An 18944-nucleotide genomic window follows, 5' to 3' on the forward strand; every position below is an offset into this window, starting at 1 on the left:
CTTTCAGCAGGAGGCACAGGTGGAGGGAGATTCAGTGACTTCGCATACGCCGCCCTGGCAGCAGTGCTCGGTCATGTAGCCAAGCAGACTGTTCATCTGCGCGAAGTCAGCGCGATAGATCAGGTTGCGCCCTTGCTGTTCGATGGTGACGAGGCCAGCGTGAGCCAGCTCCTTCAGATGGAAGGACAGAGAGTTGCGGGCCACGTCGAGCTGGTCGGCCAAGACGCTGGGCGTCAGCCCCTCGGGGCCTGCGACGACCAGGGCGCGGAACACGCGCAGGCGTTGGGTGTGGGCCAGGGCGCCGAGGGCGGAAACAGCTTGATCTTCGTTCATAGTTCGATAATACAACATTTATTGAATCATTGCGCAAGAAACCAGCAAACAGAACCTCGTAGCGCCCCGGCGTGCCGCCGTCGGGTTCGCGGGCTGTGTCCCGCGCTTCGTGTCGAATCACGGCCATCCGGCTATGCCCCCTGGCGCCTCCGACCTGGGTGCTCTGCTCGCCTAAAACCGACGCATATGGAGGTGCAAGGGAGGCGGTCTTGCTGTTCCCTTCATCGTGCCACGGCGTGCTCGCCGTCAAGGGCTGCGCGCCGATGGCGCTTGCGTCCTGGCGGCCGTCGTTGACCCCTGACTGCTTGCGCTGCGCCGTGCCACGGAAGGGTCGGGCAATTCCGCCCGGCAACCCTTCAGGAGTTCACCATGAACAACCCACTCATCACTGACGAGCAGCGCATCGTGCTGCTGGCCAACGGCCGCGAATCGCTGGAGAACCCGGACTTCGATCCGGCGCCCGTGGTCAAGCTGTTCACGCCGGATAGCGGCGCGACCTGGCTGCTAACCGAGATTGATCCCGACGACCACGACCACGCCTTTGGTCTTTGCGACCTGGGCCTGGGGATGCCGGAAATCGGCTGGGTCAGCCTGGGCGAGCTGGCGACGGTGCGCGGCGGGCTGGGCTTGCCGATCGAGCGCGACCTGTCTTTCCGCGCCGAGAAGCGGTTGAGCGCCTACGCACGCGATGCGCGGCTGGCCGGGCGGATCGCTGTCTGACTCGGCCCTGGGAGCGCCGCAAGGCGCTCCTTGTGCTTTCTCAACCTTTGCAGGAGATCCATGCCATGAGTAGCCATCACGACTAGATCATCGAAATCACGGCGCAGCACGATGCGCTCAAACCGTTCGCGCCGGAGAACGGGCAGCCGCTGTGCTTCAAGATCGGCGACGCGGTGATCTACACCAACGAGTTTGGTGTGCAGTTCTGGCGCCGCGTCACCGGGTTCTACCAGCCCACCGAGCCTTCGGGGTTGTATGCGCGTGGTAGGCGCTACTACCTGAACTCGACTTCGCCGTGGATGCCGGTTGCGGAATCCAGCCTGTGTCCTGACGACTCGGCGTGATGCCTTCGCGCCCCTGACGGGGCGCTGCGCTTGCCTCCAGGGGAAAGCCCTGCGGGCCACCCCCGCCGCGCGATGCTTAGCGCCCCTCAAAGACCGCCGAACCGGCTACGCGGGATCGGCCAGACCGAAGCAATCACCGGCACAACTGGCTCTGCTTCCCGATGCTTGGCGAATGAGCTTGTGCATCGAGCTTTGAAATCCGGGCGTCCCCGGCCAAGAAACATGGCCGGTCGCGCTGTCGTGCTGCGCATCGAACCCCCTGCGGGGTTTCGCCCCTGACGGGCTTCCATCGTTCCCTCGCTCCGCTCGGCTGACGCCTCCGGCCCGGCTTCCAGCTTCGGGCCTGCGCGCTTCGCTTGCCGTGCGGTTCGGCACACAGGGAAGGCCGTTGCCTTGTCGAGCCGTCTCCCCTGACTTCATCACCTTGTCCGCGACTGTAGCCCGCGCCCGTGCGCCGTCAAGGCGCGCAGGGCCGTGTCCTCGGCTTCGCCTGCGGGCCGCACCAACCCTGCGCTTGCCTCCTTGACGGCACCCGTTCGCGTGCTCCTGACCGTCGCGGGCGATGAACTCAGGAAAGACGGTGGCAACAGGGCCAACCGGGTTCCTCGTGCCGACCGCACCGAACAACCGAAAGGCTGGGCTCCGAATCTAGGAATCCGGTGTGCGGTTTGAACAGCAAACCCTTTTCGTCAGGAGAAAGACCATGCAACTCGCATCCCGTTTCGCTTCCCATTCCCCAGCACTGCGCAGCGACTACCCGCTGTCCGATGACCAGATTCGCAGGGTGGCCCCGTCCATCTTCGCGGATGCCCCGCATGAGAGCCGTTCCGAGCGGTACAGCTACATCCCCACCGCCACGGTGCTGACCGAGCTTCGCAAGGAGGGGTTTCAACCCTTTATGGTGACGCAGACCCGCGTGCGCGATGAAGGCCGCCGCGAGCACACCAAACACATGATTCGCCTGCGCCACGCCAGCCAGATCAACGGCGCGGAAGCCAATGAAATCGTGTTGCTGAACTCGCACGACGGCACCAGCAGCTATCAGATGCTGGCCGGGATGTTCCGGTTCGTGTGCAGCAATGGCCTTGTGTGTGGCGACACCGTGGCGGACGTGCGCGTACCCCACAAAGGCGACGTGGCCGGGCACGTCATCGAAGGCGCTTTCGAGGTGTTGAGCGGCTTCGAGCGGGTGAAGGAATCCCGTGACCTGATGCGCAGCATCACGCTGGACGAAGGCGAGGCCGAAGTGTTCGCCCGCGCTGCGCTGTCGCTCAAGTACGACGACCCCGACAAGCCCGCACCCATCACCGAATCGCAAATCCTGATGCCGCGCCGGTTCGACGACCGCCGCCCGGACTTGTGGAGCGTGTTCAACCGCACGCAGGAGAACCTGACCAAAGGCGGATTGCATGGCCGCAGCGCCAACGGACGCCGCCAACGTACCCGCCCCGTGCAGGGCATTGATTCCGATGTGCGCCTGAACCGCGCCCTGTGGCTGCTGGCCGATGGCCTGCGCCAGTTGAAAGCCTGATTCCCCACGCGGCAGGGGCAGGCAGCAGCCCTTACCGCTTCTTTCGCTGCTGCATTTCCTAACCGCAAGGAGTTATCATCATGAACGCCATCACCCAAACCGAAGCCCGCGCCGTCAATACCGCCGCAGCTATCCCGCTGGAAGCCGCCGACCCGACCAAGAACCTGATTCTGGTTCCGTTGTCACGGTTGGTACTGCGCCCCACGGGCCGCAACGTGCGCAAGACCCCGCGCATGTCGATTCCCGAACTTGCCGCGAGCATCCAGCGCGTGGGCCTGCTGCAAAACCTGATTGTGATTGCATCCGCCGATGGCGAGCATTACGAAGTCGTGGCCGGTGGCCGTCGCCTCGCCGCCTTGAAGCTGCTGGCGAAGAAGCATCGCATCAGCAAGGAATGGGAAGTGCCTTGCCTGCTGGTGGCCGATGGAACCGCCCGCACGGCCAGCCTCACCGAGAACGTGCAGCGGGAGGCCATGCACCCGGCAGACCAGTTTGAAGCCTTCGCGGCGCTGGTGGCCGAAGGACGGCCCATCGAGGACATTGCAGCGGATTTTTCCGTCACGCCGCTGGTGGTGCAGCGCCGCTTGAAGCTGGCGAATGTCTCCCCGCGCCTAATGGCCGACTATCGCGCCGATGCCGTGAGCCTTGACCAGTTGATGGCCCTTGCCATCACTGACGAACACACTGCGCAGGAAGCGGCGTTCTACGATGCCCCGCAATGGCAGCGCCACCCCTCGCACTTGCGCGAGCGCCTGACCGAACGGGAAATCGACGCCTACCGGCATCCGTTGGTGCGCTTTGTCGGGCTGGACAGCTACGAAGCCGCAGGCGGCGGGATTCGCCGTGACCTGTTCGCGGAAGGTGACGCGGGCGTGTATCTGACCGATGCCGCGTTGCTGGAACGGTTGGTGCAAGACCGGCTGGCAGGCATTGCCGCCAATGTTCGCGCCGAAGGTTGGGCATGGGTGGATGCCACGCCGGGAATGACCCATTCCGACCTGCACGCCTTCCAGCGTGCGCCCAGGGAGCGACGCGAGCCAATCAAGCGCGAGGCCCAACGTATCGAGAAGCTGCAAGCCAAGCTGCACGAACTGGCCGAAGCAGTGGATGCCGCGCTGGACGCCGAGGACGAGGACAAGGCCGACGCGCTGCAAGAGGAAGGCGAAGCCGTGGGCGAGCAATTGCAGGCGCTGGAAGATGGCTTGCAGGACTACAGTCCGAACGTGAAGGCCGCAGCCGGGGCTATCGTCACCATCGACCGCAACGGCGAAACCGTGATTCATCGCGGTTTGATGCGTGAGGCCGAAGCCAAGGCGCTGCGCACGCTGGAACGCTTGCGGCAGGGTTTCGGCGGCGAAGGCGAAGCCGGAAACGACGACGAAGGCGAGGACGACGAACAGCCCAAGATCGCCGCCATGTCTGACCGGCTGGCGCAGCGGTTGAGCGCCCACCGCACCGCCGCGCTGCAAATCGAAGTCGCCCGGCACCCGCAAGCCGCGCTGGCTGCCGTGGTGCATGGCATGGTGCAGACCATCTTGCAGGGCAGCCACTACGGCCACGACCTGCCGCTGGGCATGAGCTTGAAAGTGCAAGACCGGCTGGAAGGCATGGCCCCGGACTGGCCGGAATCGCCCGCCGCCGTGGCACTGCGCGAACTGCAACAGGTGGCGGGCGAAGCCTTGCCGGAGGACAGCGCCGAACTGTTCGCCGCGCTGCTGGCGAAGCCGCAAGACGAACTGGTGCGGCTGCTGGCCGTATGCGTGGCTTCCACGGTGGACGTGGTGACGCCCCGCACCACGGTGCAGCAACCCGGCGAGGAATTGGCGCAGGCCGTGGGCCTCGACATGGCCGCATGGTGGCAGCCGACCGCAGAAGGCTATTTCAAGCACGTTCCGAAGGCCGTGATTCTGGATGCCGTGGGCGAGTACGCGCCGCAGCACGTCACCCGGCTGGCGAAGTTGAAGAAGGCCGACATTGCCAGCGAGGCCGAACGGCTGGCCGATGGCACCGGCTGGATGCCCGCCATCTTCAAGGCCGCAGGCCCGCAGGATGCCGCGCAGGAGGCAGGCCCGGAGCAGGACGCCCCGGAGGATGCCGAGGCAATAGCGGATGAACCTGCCGAGGCGCTGGCCGCTTGATCCGCGCCGAAGGCATGCGCCCCGGCCTCAACCGGGGCGCTTCGCTGGAAGGAGACACCCCCATGACCCGCACCACCATCAGCCGCCCGCGTATGGCTGCGATCTACGCCCCCGGCACGGTACGCGCCCGCCGCTGGCACGGCGATGGCGACGTGCGCGGCTACCGTCCGCCCTTGGGCTGGACGGCCTGCGCCGACCTCACCGACATTCATCCCATCACGGGCCGCGTCTTGCCGCGTGCCGTGTGGTGGCTCATCGAGACGAAGGAATAACCGCGATCAGCACCGCGCCCAGGCCGTTCCGTCCTGGGCGCGGTGAAAAGCAAATCCGGGCGCGGCAGTAGCCGCGCCCGGTGTTCAAGGTCAAGGCTTAAACCTTATGTTCATGTTTTTTGCTTCTTGGTGTTGAACCATTCCTTGAACTCTTCTGCCTCGTTGCCGGTTAGCTTTGGGAAAAGCGACATATTGAATCCAAGGGTGATTGTGCTGTCATTGACTAGGGCTAAACGGCTCTTTGTAACACCAAGCAGTCCGAATTCCTGAACAAATCCATGGAGAGGTTTGTCGATTGTTGCGAAATGAATTCGCATTTTCATTCCTCTGCTTATGCCCGCCAACTCTGAAAGATTGACAATCACCATCAGGTCGGCCAATGCGTTATAAATCCTCGCATTTCTCTTAGGATCATTCTGTTTGGGTTTCTTAGGTTTTAGCACTCCATGCGCATTCTTGTTTCCATATAAAGTCGACAAGCCACACAGCATGATTGGGTGGCCAATTTCCATATCTCGCTTAGATGCGAAATTTAAAATATCCTCCCTAACCTCTTTAGCTTGGGCCGGGCTGCGCGGCTGATGCAACGTATCTTGTAGGTATGCGACGATTTCTGAATTTTTCAGAAAAGAGTCTCTCTGATGAGTTGTGATACCCCAGGAGGCAAGATTGTTGAAGGCTTCAAAAAAACCTGAATCAACGCGAGCCTTCTTGAAGAACCCCTTAGCTATGTCACCTTCAGCGAACATGCCGGAGGATGCTTGACTCATGTCTTGAGGAATCCCAAGTCGGCCTTCGATGTTTGAAAGAAGAAGGCTTATGGCACTTCCTTTTGTATCCAGTGATTTAATGAAATTTTTATCTTCGATGCTGCAATTTTTGAAGCCTGATGAAATTTTGGATACGATATTTCTGTCGATCATATAAACACGCATGACTCGACAACCTCCTTGCCTGATGAGCGGTTCCCAACGGGAAAATGGCTAAATATTCAGTCATAGAATGATGCCGTAAATTGCTTGAGCGTGTCGGCGCACAGCGCCGCCGGGCTTTCGGGCTGCGCCCCGTGCCGGCAAGCCGTCACGGCCATGCGGCTTCAATCCCTCACGCCTTCGCGCCTGCGGCGCTGCGTGCTTCGCTTGCCTCCAGGGGAAAGCCCTGCGGGCTATCCCCGCCGCGCGCAGCTTGGCGCCCCTTAATACCGCCGAACCGGCTGCGCCGGATCGGCCCGGCAAGCGTCCCGCCGCGATGGACGGGTGCTGGCGAACACGCTGGCGCTTGCTGCGGCAGGTTGTTCGGATGCGTGCCGTCCTCAACGCTGGCGGTTCTCGCCCATCACGTCACGAAGGACGGTTCACGAACATCCCGCCCGGCATCGCTATGGAGCTTCCACGCCACGCCTCAAAACCGGCGCCGCAAGGTGCGGCAGGGGCGCTCTCGCCTGTCGTTGGGTGGTTGACCTGGCCCGCGTCAGCGGGCGAGCCGGAGAAGCCTTCGGGCGGGGATGCCGAGCCGGCCCCATCTTCTTTCGGAGCGGTTCGGCCCAAGGCGTCCTTGTCTCGTTGTGAATCCTGGCGGGGGCGCGGCTGCGCCTCGGGCTTCATGGCTGCAACCGTCCGGCGAAAACAATTTCCCCGCCGCTGCGCGGCTTCCTCGCGCAGCAAATTCTTTTCGCCTCCCGGCTCTCCACTGCGTTGCGACCGCAGGCGGTGCAGCCAGCCCGTCCCCCGCCGGCCGGATCACAACAAGGACGCGATGGGCGCGAACCTTGTTCAACCGAAAGGAGAAAACATCATGGCCAACATCGGCACCTTCACCGCAGACAAAGACGGCTTCACCGGCACGCTTCGCACCCTGACGCTCAACGTCAAGGTCAAGCTGGTTCCCAACGACAAGGGCAACAGCGAGAACGCCCCCGACTTCCGCCTCCAGGCCGCCAGCCACGACATCGGCGCGGCGTGGAAGAAGACCAGCGAGGCCGGGCGGGAGTACCTGTCCGTGACCCTCGACGATCCTTCGTTCCCGGCGCCGGTGTATGCCCGCCTGATCGAAGGCGAGGACGGCACGCACGACCTGATCTGGTCGCGCAGCAGGCCGCAAGCGGCCTGACGGCCACCCCAAGCATCCCGCCCATTGCGGCGGGGTGCAGCGCTGCTTATCGCAGCACCGAACACGCGGCAGCGGGAAACCGTCAGCTCGCGCCCGATCGTTTCTGGTTCCGGTATTGCCGCAGTCATATTCAGCAGGTTCAATGCCCGTGGAGGCAAATCCAAGATGGCGTGTCGGCGCTGCTAGCACCGCCGGGCTTTCGGGCTGCGCCCCGTGCCGGCAAGCCGTCACGGCCATGCGGCTTCAATCCCTCACGCCTTCGCGCCTGCGGCGCTACGCGCTCCGCTTGCGGAATCCAGTCTTACACGCCGACGCGCGCTACGGCGTGCTGCGCTCTTTCAACACCGCCTCAAGCTCCTGGCGTACCCGCGCCAGCAGCTCATCGGTCTTATCCGTGCTGTCGCCGGCATAGGCCAGCGTCAGCAGCGTGAGCGGATGCACCTCCATGACCTCGCACAGCTCGGTCAGCTTGTGCAGGGTCGGGCTTTTCAAGTCGCGCTCCAGCGAACTCATGTAGGTGCGGCTAGACACGTCCGAAAACGCTTCCTGGCTCAAGCCCCGCGCCTTCCTGACTGTCCGTATCGCCGTCGCCAATGAGTGTTTCGCTGTCACCAACTTGGTTTCCCCATAAAAACCAAGATGACAGTCCATTGCGCCCTATAGGGCTACAATCTATAGTGTTCATTTATGGCTGAGAGGCACGCTTTCGTGCTTTTACGGAAATCCGCATATGCGGATTTCCTCAAACCCGTGGAGCCACATCCGTGTCTTTCATGGCCTGCACAATTCCGCTTCTGCGCTTCCGTGCCTGTACGGATTCGACGGCTTACGCCTTCGTGCTTTCGCACGAAAGCACGCATCCATTTCGCCGCTTCCGTGTTTTGGCAGGAAGGCTCCTCCTTGCATCGTCGGATTCGTGGGAGCGCCAACCATGACCCAACCGCTCATCACTGCCGAACAGCACGCACAACTGCTCGCCGTTGGCGAGGCGCGCGCCAACGGCCAGAGCATCGACCCGATGCCCGTGGTGCGGCTATTCACCCCGGACGCGCACGCGACCTGGTTGCTGGCCGCGCTCGATCCTACCGATGGCGATACGGCCTACGGCCTGATCGACCTCGGGATCGGGATGCCCGCCTTGGGAACGGTGAAGCTGTCCGATCTGGCTGCCATCGTCGGGCCGTGCAAGTGGCCCGTGATGCGCGACAGTTACTTTCAACCTGCGCGGCGACTATCGGAATACGTGCGGCTGGCGCAGGAAAACGGCTCGATCATGGATTGATGCAAGCCAGCGCAGCCGGGTCAAACGGGCGCATCGTGACTATTTCGGTCTTACCCAAGACCGGGCAGGTCTGAATCCACATCCTTGCACCGAAGCGGTGCGCTTCTGACGCAAACAGTCATGATCTTTGGCGCGGGCTGCTGCACCGTGCGCCATGCCGCGCACCATTTTCGTGGCGGCGCAGCCGTCGCATTCAGACGATTTCAGCAATGCCCCGGAGCGAATCTGTCTTGACACCAGTAGTTACAGCTTACCCCGATTTCGATGACAACCTGATGGTGATTCGATAGCTCCCGCACGACGGAATCCAGGCGACGCACCCCAAGCACAGGGAGGTTCCGTCATGACTAATCGCAGCGTCGAACACTGGTATCCGACAGCGGCTTATCTCTACGTTCTGCACCAGGGCGGCCCCGCGCTGGCCTGGGAGTACCTGCGCCGAAACCCTGACTACCGGCGCGACTGGCTGCACCGCCGCCGCCGACCAGATACGGCGCATCGTTGGGGCTTGCGCCTGCTGGAAGATCCCGCCCTGGATGCGCGCGACGCACATCCGGCGTGGTTCCCCGATCACGATGGCGTGATCCAGCTCTACCCGGACGACGACCCGCCGCCGGATGCCGATGCCTTCGAGTTCTGGAACGTCCCAGGACGCAAGCACCTGATCCATGATGGCAAGCGCCTGATGCTGACGGCGCAATGGCCCGGCTGCTGCGTGCGGCTCACGCTCACGCCGAGCATGGCCGACGGAATGGCCTACCTCTACGCCATCCGAGGCTGCACTACGCCTTGCGCACGCTATCGCGCACTGGCGGCTGGGCTGGATGCGTTGTCCACTGCAACCGGGGCCGCGCCTGCGGCGGCGACCCGCTCGCGGCCCACGCACGCCGCAGTGCTGGAACTGCACACCTTGCAGGCACTCGACGCGACCCTGGCGGGCGCGTCCTTGCGCGAGGTTGCCGAGGGGCTGTTCGGCGTTGATGCCGTCGCGGCCGATTGGCACAAAGACAGCGCCTTGCGTGCCCGCGTGCGGCGCTTGGTGCGCCGGGGCGATGCGCTGATGCGCGGCGGCTACCGCCGCCTGGCACAGCTTCCGCCGTTCCCGTCGCATTAGGAGGGGGGACGTTTCGCGCCCCCTGCAAATCGTCCCTTAGCAAGAAGCCTTGCTTTCTTGAAAGTGCCTCTATCCGGCCGCGTGGTGTGGCCGGGCTTGATGGAGGTACACCCCATGCGACCCTCTCCCTTGCGGCCTGCCGCCGCTACTGTCGCTGCGCCCTCGCAGCCCCAACGCTACCTGACCAACGACGAAGCCGCCGAGTATCTGCGCCTCAGTCCTCGCACGCTGGAGAAGCAGCGCGTGATCGGCGGTGGCCCGAAGTTCCGCAAGTTCGGTCGCCGCGTCATGTACGCAGTAAGCGACCTCGATGCCTGGGCCGACCAGCGCAGCTACGAGGCTACATCCGACCCGGAATACGCCGAACGCCACGCGGGTGACTACCGTGATGGCCGCTGATCGTCGGCGCGTGGGTGGCCTTCGCCATGTCCGGCCCTCCAGGGCAAGCCTTGCCGCAGTGCGAACAGCTCGACCTGTTCCGCGCGCTGCCGGGCGACATGGCGCCACGCGACAGCCAGGACTTGATGGCCTTTCCATTCTTCTCGCTGGCGAAGTCGCGGCGCATCGCGCCGATCGACTTCCGCAGCGGGAACATCACCATCCGCGTGGAAGGCACGGCCGAGCACGGCATCGCCACGATATGGGATGCCGACGTTTTGATTTGGGCGGCCTCGCAGATCGTGGAGGCACGCGACGCGGGCATTCGCCCGTCGCGCTGGATACACGCCACGCCCTACGAGATCCTGCGCTTCATCGGGCGCGGCACATCCCTCAACGACTACCTGCGCCTGAAAGCGGCGCTCGACCGGCTGCAATCGACCAGTGTGGCCACGTCCATCCGAGAAACCACGGGCAGGCGCTTGCATCGCTTTTCGTGGATCAACGAATGGCGCGAACTGGCCGATGCCAGCGGCACGCCGCTGGGCATCGAGCTGATCCTGCCGGACTGGTTCTATGCCGGCGTGCTCGACGCCGCCCTGGTGCTGACCATCGACCCGGCTTATTTCCGCTTGAAGGGCGGCATCGAACGCTGGCTGTACCGCTTGGTACGCAAGCACGGCGGGCGGCAGGAACACGGCTGGCAATTCGACTTCCGGCATCTGCATCGCAAATCCGGCAGCGCGGCTCGCTTCTCGGACTTCGCCTACGACCTGCGCGTGCTGGTGGCACGGCAGTCGTTACCCGGCTACGTCCTCGGCATCGAGCGCATGCCGGACGACAACACCGAACTGCTGACCTTCCGGCCCGTGCTGCATACGGCACGGGGATAACTGCGGGAAAAGCTGTGGACGGCCTCGTGCTATCAGGAGTACCCGGTATCGTGCTATCGGGAGTACGCCTATCGTGCTATCAGGAGTACGAAAACGCCGCAAAGCCAGTAATGGCGCGGGTTTTCAGCCTCTCTAACTTACCTAACTATAAATCTCTAACTTTTAGTAGAAGCGCACCGTTTCGGTGGACAACCGCCAAACGGCACAGCGAACAGCGTTTTGCAGGGCAGGCGAATCCCGGCTTTCCAGCATGGGAGGCCGCGTCATGATCTTCGCGCTTCTCAATCAGAAAGGCGGCGTCGGCAAGACCACGCTCGCCACGCACATCGCGGGCGAACTGGCGATGCGCGGTCTGCACGTCATCCTGCTGGATGCCGACCCGCAGGGTTCCTCACTGGACTGGACGCAGCGCAGAAGCCAGCAGGGCTTGCCCCGGCTGTTCAGCACCGTGGGCCTCGCCCGCGAGACGCTGCATCAGGAAGCGCCGGAGCTGGCCCGCCGCGCCGATCACGTCATCATCGACGGCCCGCCGCGCATCGCCGCATTGGCGCGTTCCGCGCTGCTGGCGGCCGAGCGCGTGCTGATTCCCGTGCAGCCCAGTCCGTATGACCTGTGGGCCAGCGCCGAGATGGTGGCGCTGATCCGCGAAGCGCAGGTGTTCCGGCCTGCGCTGCACGCGGCCTTCGTCATCAACCGGCGCGTCAGCACCACCATCATCGGCAGGGAAGCGCGGCAATCGCTGGCCGAACAGCCGCTGCCGGCGCTGCGCAGCGAAGTGCGCCAGCGCATCGTCTTCGCCGACAGCGTGGCCGCTGGCCGGCTCGCCCGCGAGACGGCGCCCGACAGCGCCGCCGCCCGCGAGATCGCCGTGCTCACCGATGAACTGCTGCGGTGGCCGACATGAGCAGCCCGCGCAGCAAGCGCGTCGGCATCGGCGCACGTCCGCCCGCGAATCCGCACGCCGAGGCGTGGATTCGCCAGGGCGATGCCGATGCGCTCAACAAGGGCGACCTTTATACGGCCCGCCTGACGCTCGACGTGACGCCCGCGCTACGTGCACGCATCAAGATCGCCGCCTTCGGCCAGGGCGTGACCGTGGCCGAGTTGCTGCGCGGCTTGCTGGAACGGGAGTTCCCCGACAAGCGCCCGGAGAACCTGCCATGAACGCATCCGCCTTGCCTGCCGCTCACGCGGCGACGGCTGCACCGGCTGCTGCGCCGCCGCCTTCGCTTTCGACGCTCGCCGGCCAGGCCGGCAGCGTGCCGCTGACGCGCGTATCGCTCGCCTACATCGAACCGCGCTTCAAGCTCTACCTGCGTTTCGGCGAACCGGCACGCACGTTGCGGCTCGACCGCTGGCGGCGCTGCGCGGTGTTCCTGCCGCGTGCAATGTTCTGCCGCGTGCGCTGGGAAGCAAACGACTACGGCACGATCCGCTGGCAGCTCATGGTGATGCAAGCCGCCACGCCGCTGGACGACATGCAGCGCATCCCCGGCGTGCGGCCCGGCGCACGCCTGCTGCTGCACGCCGAAGGCGAAAACGCGGTGCGTGCCGTGCTGGAACGCATCGACGGCATCGAAGGGCAAGGCATCGCCGCCATCGACGTGTCGCCAGCGTACTGGCGCACGCTGGGCAACCGTCTGGCGGCCCGCCTGGCGCTGCCCGAATACACCGCCGAGCGGCACGCCGCCTGGCTGGCCGGAAAGGCGCTGCCATGACGACCCAATCCAACACCCCATGCACGCACGAAGTCGCGCCGCAACCTCGCTCGCGCCTGCGCGTTCGCATCGTGCTGGCGGGCTTCGCCGCCGTCGGCCTCGCTGCGCTGGCCTGGGCGGCTTTCGTGTCGCCGCTGCCGCGTCTGACCTACAACCCGTCCGACAGCGTGGCGGTCGGCTGGTATCGCATCGAACCGTTCGACCCGCGCACCGCCTCGCTGCCACGTCCGTTGTCCGTGGACAGCATCGTGCTGGTGCCGCTGCCCGACAGGGCCGCCATGCTGGCTGCGCAGCGCGGCTACCTGCCGACCCGCGTTCCGCTGCTCAAACGTGTGGGCGCGGTCGCGCCGCAACACGTTTGCATCGTCGCCGGGCAGGTACGCATCGACGGCGTGCCTGCGGCCGCCGCGCTGCCTGCCGACCGGCTGGGCCGGCCGCTGCCATCCTTGCAGCTTTGCCGCCGCCTCGAATCGGGCGAGCTGTTCCTGTTGAGCGTGACCAATCCAGCGTCGTTCGACAGCCGCTATTTCGGGCCGGTCAGCGCATCCGCCGTGATCGGCGTCGCGTATCCGGTCTGGCTGGAAACACGCCCATGATGGCCGCCGATTCGCTGCACGTTGCCGTGCATCTCATCGTGCCATCGGGCATGTCGTTCCGGTGGCTGCCGCCGTGTCGTCGCGCGTGCAGCGCGGGCGCATCCGCGCCGCGCCTCGCGCAACATCCGGCGCAGCCGTCCAACGTGCAGGCGTCTTGCCTCGAACGCGCCCGGCCTGCAGCCATTGGCGCGTTCGCCGGCGGGCGGGTTGCAAGCAGCGCAGCGCCGCCGGGCCGCCGACGCCCGGAGCGACAGCGAAGGGCAAAGGCGGAAGGCAAGACAAAAGGACGCGGCACCAGGCCGCGTCGAGAGCCTGTCTGCACATGGGGGTGGCGCGGCACGCAGCGGCTCCGCCGCCGTGCCGCGTGGGGCGCGAAGGTCGCGCCAATGCAGGCATGTCCGCGTGCTTCGCACGACGGGACACGCCAGAGCTTGCAGGTAGAGCGGCTATGACCGACCGCCGCGACGACGATTTCCGCGTGCGCCCCAGCGCCCCGAAGAATCGGGGTAAGGGCCAGGGCCATAGCTTTGTTTCCAAGGTGCTCAAGCAAGCAGGCAAGGCCAGCAGCGGCAAGTCGGTGGTGCGCCGTCCTGGTACTGGCGGCAGCGGCCAACGTCCCGGTTCGCGCTTGGGGCGCGGCCACACGGCGGCGCGTTTCGCAGGCGCGAATCTAACGCCCATGTCGCGGCGTGTGACCATCAAGACCTTGCTGGTCAATCAGCGCAACGCCAGCCCGCAGTCACTCGCCAAGCACCTGCGCTATGTCGAGCGCGACGGCACGGGCCGGGATGGCGAACCTGGGCGGGCCTACGGGTCGCAGACCGACGAAGCCGACCTGGATGCCTTCAAGGAGCGGGCCGCCGACGACCGGCACCATTTCCGCTTCATCGTCTCCCCGGAGGACGGTGCCGAGCTGGACGACCTGCGTACCTACACCCGGCATCTGGTGAACCGGATGGAAGCCGACCTGGGGACACGGCTGGATTGGGTGGCGGTCGATCACTGGAACACCGACAACCCGCACACGCATTTGATCGTGCGCGGACGCGACGACACCGGCAAAGACCTCATCATCGCGGGCGACTACATTGCCCACGGCCTCCGTCATCGCGCCGCCGAACTGGCGACCGAGTGGCTGGGGCAGCGCACCGAACTGGAGATCCAGCAGACCTTGCAACGCGAGGTGGAGCAAGAGCGGTGGACGAGCCTCGACCGCACGTTGCAGCGTGAGGCCGGCGAAGATGGCCGGGTGCAGATCGAACGCTTCAATGAACCCCGGCTGCAACGCCAGCGCCTGCTGCTGATCGGCCGCCTGCAACGCTTGCAGCGCCTGGGCTTGGCCGATGAGACGCAGCCCGGCACCTGGGCCGTCCATGCCGATGCGGAGAAGACCTTGCGTGCCCTGGGCGAGCGTGGCGACATCATCCGCACCATGCAGCGCGCCATGAGCGGACAGCCGCGCGAGCTGGCGGTGTTCGAGCCGAGCCAAAATGCAGACGGAAGCGGCCGCACCATCATCGGCCGCGTCGCTGCCAAGGGGCTAGCCGACGAGCTGCACGACCGTGGCTATCTGGTCATCGACGGCGTGGACGGCAAGGCCCACTACGTCGCCTTGAACGCCCGCGACGAACTGTCGAACTACCCGACCGGCGCGGTGGTGGAGGTGCGCGGTTCTGCCGAGGTACGGGCGGCCGACAAGAACATCGCCGCGCTGGCGAGTGATGGCCTGTATCGCGCCGATCATCACTTGGCCATTGAACAGGGCCGGGCCAAGCCCGGACGCGACCCGCAGGAGGTTGTCGCCGCCCACGTCCGGCGGCTGGAAGTCCTGCGCCGGGCGGGCATCGTGGAGCGCGTGGCCGAAGGGCTATGGAAGGTGCCGGACGACCTGGACGTGCGTGGCCGCCAGTACGACGCGCAGCGCCTGGGTGGCGTGGCCGTGGAAATGAAGTCCCATCTTCCCATCGAGCGGCAGGCCCGCGTGATCGGCGCGACCTGGCTTGACCAACAACTGATCGGCGGCGGCCGTGGGCTGGGCGACCTGGGTTTTGGCGGCGATGCGAAGCAGGCCATGCACCAGCGCGCCGACTTCCTCGAAGAACAGGGGCTGGTGCAGCGGCGTGGGCAGCGCGTCATTCTCGCACGTAACCTGCTGGGCACGCTGCGCAATCGAGAGCTGGCGCAGGTCGCCAAGGACATTGCCGCCGAAACCGGCCTGGAGCATCGCCCGGTGGCCGACGGGCAGCGCGTGGCCGGCATCTACCGGCGCTCCGTCATGCTGGCGAGTGGTCGCTACGCGATGCTCGATGACGGCATTGGATTCAGCTTGGTGCCGTGGCGGCCGGTGATCGAACAGCGGCTGGGGCAACAGATCACCGCGACGGTGCGCGGTGGTAGCGTTTCGTGGGAGCTTGGGCGGCAGCGTAGCTTTGGCGTCTCGTAACACTGTTGCTTGGCCGAGTAAGAAATCAAGCGCTTTTCAGTGACTGCAAGGAGCCTTGTACGCTCCACAGAATCGCGATCAAAGTTCTGACACATTGCTTTGTTTGGTTGATCGTGCTTGACCGTATCCAGGGGAGTGCCTACAATCCAATCTACACATAACGTCAGGTTGTTTTTCATGTCGTCTTCCCACGCCTTGTTGCAGATCGGTGAGCTTGCCCAACGGGCAGGTGTCAGCCATCGCACCATCCACTACTACGAGCGCATCGGCCTGCTGCGCCCGGCAGAGCGTGAGGGCGCTGGCTATCGCTACTACGATGAACAGGCCGTGCAGCGGCTGGAAAAGATTGCCGCCTTGAAGGGCTTGGGCCTGAGCCTGGATGAAATCGGCCAGGTCATTGACCTGTACTTTGATGACCCCAGTGGCATCAAGGGCAAGGAAGAGGTGCTGAAGATTCTGGAGACTCAGTTGCAGGCCACGCGCAGCAAGCTGGGCGAGATGCAGGCCTTTGAGCGTGACCTGGTAGCCAACATTGCGCGCATGAAAACGCTGATTGAAGTGGCGCGCAAACAGTCCTGATCGGGATGGGGCGGCATTGGGCCGTCCCCTTTTTTAAGTCAAATCTACAGTTAACGTAAGGTTTATTTTTATGGAATTGAAGAACACCCGATTGCTGCTGCTTCTGATGTTAGGAGCCGTGCTGGTGGTCGGCCAACTCTACGTCACGTTGCCTTTGACACCAGCACTGGCCTCGCGCTGGCAAATCACGAATGGGCAAGCCGCCTGGGTAGGCAGTGCCTTTGGTTTTGCCTATGCGGCAGGTTTCCTGCTGCTGGGACGGCTGTCGGATCGGGTTGGCAGGCGCGCGGTACTGCTGTTCAGCCTGCTGGCGACGGCTGTGGCAAGCGTGCTGGTGGCAGTGTCCATGCACTTCGGCATGCTGTTGGCCGCACGGGCATTGCAGGGGCTGGTGGCGGCAGCTTTTCCGCCCGCTGCATTGGCATTGGTGGCAGAAGCCTTGCCGCCGGCACGTCGGCCACTTGGCATCTCGCTGATGAGTTTTGCCTTTCTGGCTGCCGCGCCTCTTGCCCAATTCCTTGCTACGCAGTTCGCTGGGCTGGGCCTGCCCGCCATCATGCTGGTCTTGGCGGCAGCGTATGGGCTGCTGACCCTTGGACTGCATCGTTTACTGCCTGCTGGTGTTGCATTGGTGAGCCGTGTTGTCGCAGCAACGGCACCCGTGCCGATGTGGCGGCAAACGCACTTGATGGGCGTATGGCTGGCGGCTGTCACAGTGCTGTTTGCTTTCGTTGTTTTCCATGCCGGCGCGCAGACAGCCGGGGTCTCTGCGGGAGATCTGCAAGCCTTGCGCCTGGTGGGCCTGTCGCCGTTGTTGCTCAGCATTGCGGCAGCGCGGCTGGTCAGTCGTTTCGGTACGGTGGCAACAGCACGCGCTGGTCTTTTACTGGCTGCGATTGGGCTGGTGTTCGGGCTGGGCGGGAGTTTTGGGTGGTTGCTGATGGCCAGCGTGGTGCTGTCGGCGGGCATTGCCTTGGCCGTGCCGGGGCTGATTGGCACCGTCGCCAACCGCGCCACACCAGACGTCCGTGCGCAAGCCATCGCGCTCTACACCTTTTCCCTGTTCCTTGGCGCCAGCGTCGCGCCACCTGTTGCGCAAGCCTTGGCACCACTCGGCTGGAACGCGCTCTTGCTGACACCCATTGCGGCACTGTTGTGCGCGGCTGCGGTGGTCAATGGCTGGGCGCCTTCGCTTTCACGCTTTCAATCCTCGGAGCATCGCACTTCATGAACCCCATTCGTTGCTTATCCGTGCTGTCGGCGGCGCTGTTGTTCTGCGCCAGCGCCCATGCCAGCCAAGTCAATTCCACGCTGTCCATCCACCAGGAACCCGTCATGCCTACTGTCAACGCCATGCTTCGTCCCGTGAACCCTGCGGGTGCTTCCATCCCCGGTATTTCCTCGGCGATGGTCGTGGAAAACGGTCGATTGATGTTTCTGTCTGGGCATGTGCCGATGGATGCAAACGGAGCCGTGCTGCCACCGGATATTGAAGCCCAACTGGATCAGGTCTTCAAAAACCTGGGAGCAACGCTGGAAGCGGCTGGTGCAACGCCGCACCATCTGGCGCGCATCACCATCTATGTGCGCGATTTCAAGCCGGATCAATTGCCCGCCATTCGCCGCGCACGCGACCGCTTCATCAATCAGGAAAAGCCGCCTGCCAGCGCGCTGATCGGCGTGGCCGAGCTGTTCCATCCCGACGTGCTGGTGGAGGTGGATGCCGTGGCCGTGCTGCCGTCCGACACCTGACTTCCCCTTAGTTCATCAACATCCATTGAAAGGAGATCCGTCCATGTCCCGTTTTCAGACCGTCGCGCTGGTGACTGCGCTTGTGCTCGGCACAGGCAGCACAGCGTTTGCCCAATCCAACCCATCCAGCCAGGAGCGTCCTGCCATGACGACACATTTCGCCAGCATCCCATCCGCTATTTCCCGCTTTGTTCCTGATGCCTATGCGCAGGTGTCCGAACGCGCTGTCTCAGTTGATGGCGAAAACGCGACCTTGATCCGCCATGAGCGCCGCGATGGTCGCAATGCCGGGTTGGAAGGCGAGCACTTCAGTGCAGTCGTGGCGACTGATGGCACGCTCAAGGGTTTTGCCAATATATCTCTGGACTTGGCTGATAAACCGCTGCCATCGCGTGAGCGCAGCGAGCAGATCGCGCGTGCATTTCTTCAGGAAACCGCACCTGACCTGCTGCCGCGCATGAAGATCAGTTGGATCGAAGCGCACGACGAACCAATCCGGGTGCAGCGCGACGGTCGCAGCGAAACCGTCACGCTGACCGGCATGAAGGTCAAGGCCCGCAACCTGGCCGACGGGCGCTGGTTCTGGGTCATCGTCGGCAGCGAAGAAAAGCCGATGGTGTTCGAACGCGACATTGTCTGGATCACCTTCCCAGGCCATCGCAAGACCGAGAAATGGTTGCACGACAGCTGGCTGAAGGATCAGGCCGAGTGAAGCAGCAAAAAAATAGACGCCAAGCAATGA

Annotated in this window: 22 protein-coding genes; 19 read left to right on the forward strand and 3 right to left on the reverse strand. The window is 64.2% G+C overall.

Going from position 1 to position 18944, the window contains the following annotated elements:
* Positions 1-3: 3 nt before the first annotated feature.
* A complete protein-coding gene (locus AB6Q56_RS03760) occupies positions 4-333 on the reverse strand; it encodes an ArsR/SmtB family transcription factor (RefSeq protein WP_008643211.1) in 330 nt (109 codons plus the stop codon).
* A gap of 369 nt (positions 334-702) precedes the next feature.
* On the opposite strand from AB6Q56_RS03760, the gene AB6Q56_RS03765 reads away from it, so the two are divergent.
* The 5 genes from AB6Q56_RS03765 to AB6Q56_RS03785 all read left to right on the forward strand — a co-directional run bounded on the left by AB6Q56_RS03765 (position 703) and on the right by AB6Q56_RS03785 (position 5338).
* A complete protein-coding gene (locus tag AB6Q56_RS03765; protein ID WP_434515836.1) occupies positions 703-1053 on the forward strand; it encodes a DUF2958 domain-containing protein in 351 nt (116 codons plus the stop codon).
* 197 nt (positions 1054-1250) lie between these two features.
* Positions 1251-1397, forward strand: coding sequence for a hypothetical protein (locus AB6Q56_RS03770; RefSeq protein WP_425502556.1), 147 nt, complete (start codon positions 1251-1253; stop codon positions 1395-1397).
* A gap of 703 nt (positions 1398-2100) precedes the next feature.
* A complete protein-coding gene (locus AB6Q56_RS03775; protein ID WP_008643219.1) occupies positions 2101-2928 on the forward strand; it encodes a DUF932 domain-containing protein in 828 nt (275 codons plus the stop codon).
* Positions 2929-3008: 80 nt separating this feature from the next.
* Positions 3009-5066, forward strand: coding sequence for a ParB/RepB/Spo0J family partition protein (locus tag AB6Q56_RS03780; RefSeq protein ID WP_008643221.1), 2058 nt, complete (start codon positions 3009-3011; stop codon positions 5064-5066).
* Between the two features lie 92 nt (positions 5067-5158).
* A complete protein-coding gene (locus AB6Q56_RS03785) occupies positions 5159-5338 on the forward strand; it encodes a hypothetical protein (RefSeq protein ID WP_434515837.1) in 180 nt (59 codons plus the stop codon).
* A 110-nt stretch (positions 5339-5448) separates the two neighbouring features.
* Here the strand turns inward: AB6Q56_RS03785 and AB6Q56_RS03790 are convergent, their stop codons facing one another.
* Positions 5449-6273, reverse strand: a complete 825-nt coding sequence (locus AB6Q56_RS03790) for a hypothetical protein (protein WP_023124806.1) — start codon at positions 6271-6273, stop codon at positions 5449-5451.
* A gap of 859 nt (positions 6274-7132) precedes the next feature.
* On the opposite strand from AB6Q56_RS03790, the gene AB6Q56_RS03795 reads away from it, so the two are divergent.
* Positions 7133-7447, forward strand: a complete 315-nt coding sequence (locus AB6Q56_RS03795; protein WP_021204054.1) for a DUF736 domain-containing protein — start codon at positions 7133-7135, stop codon at positions 7445-7447.
* A gap of 318 nt (positions 7448-7765) precedes the next feature.
* Here AB6Q56_RS03795 and AB6Q56_RS03800 read toward each other — a convergent pair whose 3' ends face one another.
* The gene (locus tag AB6Q56_RS03800) at positions 7766-7978 is read right to left on the reverse strand and encodes a hypothetical protein (protein ID WP_434515838.1); all 213 of its coding nucleotides are present in this window, start codon (positions 7976-7978) and stop codon (positions 7766-7768) included.
* Positions 7979-8378: 400 nt separating this feature from the next.
* Here AB6Q56_RS03800 and AB6Q56_RS03805 point away from each other — a divergent pair, with 400 nt between their 5' ends.
* The 13 genes from AB6Q56_RS03805 to AB6Q56_RS03865 all read left to right on the forward strand — a co-directional run bounded on the left by AB6Q56_RS03805 (position 8379) and on the right by AB6Q56_RS03865 (position 18914).
* Positions 8379-8729: a DUF2958 domain-containing protein gene (locus AB6Q56_RS03805; protein WP_021204052.1), complete on the forward strand. Its 351-nt coding sequence runs from the start codon at positions 8379-8381 to the stop codon at positions 8727-8729.
* Between the two features lie 343 nt (positions 8730-9072).
* Complete coding sequence (locus AB6Q56_RS03810; RefSeq protein WP_021204051.1) at positions 9073-9843, forward strand: DUF2285 domain-containing protein; 771 nt, start codon at positions 9073-9075, stop codon at positions 9841-9843.
* Between the two features lie 114 nt (positions 9844-9957).
* A complete protein-coding gene (locus tag AB6Q56_RS03815) occupies positions 9958-10242 on the forward strand; it encodes a helix-turn-helix transcriptional regulator (RefSeq protein WP_023083109.1) in 285 nt (94 codons plus the stop codon).
* A gap of 26 nt (positions 10243-10268) precedes the next feature.
* Positions 10269-11114 (forward strand): replication initiator protein A, encoded by an 846-nt coding sequence (locus AB6Q56_RS03820; protein ID WP_031270617.1) that lies wholly within the window; start codon positions 10269-10271, stop codon positions 11112-11114.
* Positions 11115-11379: 265 nt separating this feature from the next.
* Entirely contained in the window at positions 11380-12018 is a 639-nt protein-coding gene (gene parA, locus AB6Q56_RS03825; protein ID WP_021204048.1) for a ParA family partition ATPase, read from the forward strand.
* Positions 12015-12278: a hypothetical protein gene (locus AB6Q56_RS03830; protein WP_023094609.1), complete on the forward strand. Its 264-nt coding sequence runs from the start codon at positions 12015-12017 to the stop codon at positions 12276-12278. Before parA ends, AB6Q56_RS03830 begins: the two co-directional genes overlap by 4 nt.
* Entirely contained in the window at positions 12275-12832 is a 558-nt protein-coding gene (locus AB6Q56_RS03835) for a DUF2840 domain-containing protein (protein ID WP_021204046.1), read from the forward strand. Before AB6Q56_RS03830 ends, AB6Q56_RS03835 begins: the two co-directional genes overlap by 4 nt.
* Positions 12829-13428 (forward strand): S26 family signal peptidase, encoded by a 600-nt coding sequence (locus tag AB6Q56_RS03840; RefSeq protein ID WP_023112221.1) that lies wholly within the window; start codon positions 12829-12831, stop codon positions 13426-13428. The genes AB6Q56_RS03835 and AB6Q56_RS03840 overlap by 4 nt, the downstream gene beginning before the upstream one ends.
* Before the next feature lie 448 nt (positions 13429-13876).
* A complete protein-coding gene (locus AB6Q56_RS03845; protein WP_434515839.1) occupies positions 13877-15871 on the forward strand; it encodes a relaxase/mobilization nuclease domain-containing protein in 1995 nt (664 codons plus the stop codon).
* 177 nt (positions 15872-16048) lie between these two features.
* Positions 16049-16450, forward strand: coding sequence for a MerR family transcriptional regulator (locus tag AB6Q56_RS03850; protein ID WP_088475539.1), 402 nt, complete (start codon positions 16049-16051; stop codon positions 16448-16450).
* Positions 16451-16541: 91 nt separating this feature from the next.
* Positions 16542-17681: an MFS transporter gene (locus AB6Q56_RS03855; RefSeq protein WP_434515840.1), complete on the forward strand. Its 1140-nt coding sequence runs from the start codon at positions 16542-16544 to the stop codon at positions 17679-17681.
* Complete coding sequence (locus tag AB6Q56_RS03860; RefSeq protein WP_216358989.1) at positions 17678-18202, forward strand: RidA family protein; 525 nt, start codon at positions 17678-17680, stop codon at positions 18200-18202. The genes AB6Q56_RS03855 and AB6Q56_RS03860 overlap by 4 nt, the downstream gene beginning before the upstream one ends.
* Positions 18203-18245: 43 nt before the next feature.
* The gene (locus AB6Q56_RS03865) at positions 18246-18914 is read left to right on the forward strand and encodes a hypothetical protein (RefSeq protein WP_216358990.1); all 669 of its coding nucleotides are present in this window, start codon (positions 18246-18248) and stop codon (positions 18912-18914) included.
* Positions 18915-18944: the final 30 nt, after the last annotated feature.

It is taken from the genome of Dechloromonas sp. ARDL1 (assembly GCF_051122455.1).
Taxonomy (GTDB): Bacteria; Pseudomonadota; Gammaproteobacteria; order Burkholderiales; family Rhodocyclaceae; genus Azonexus.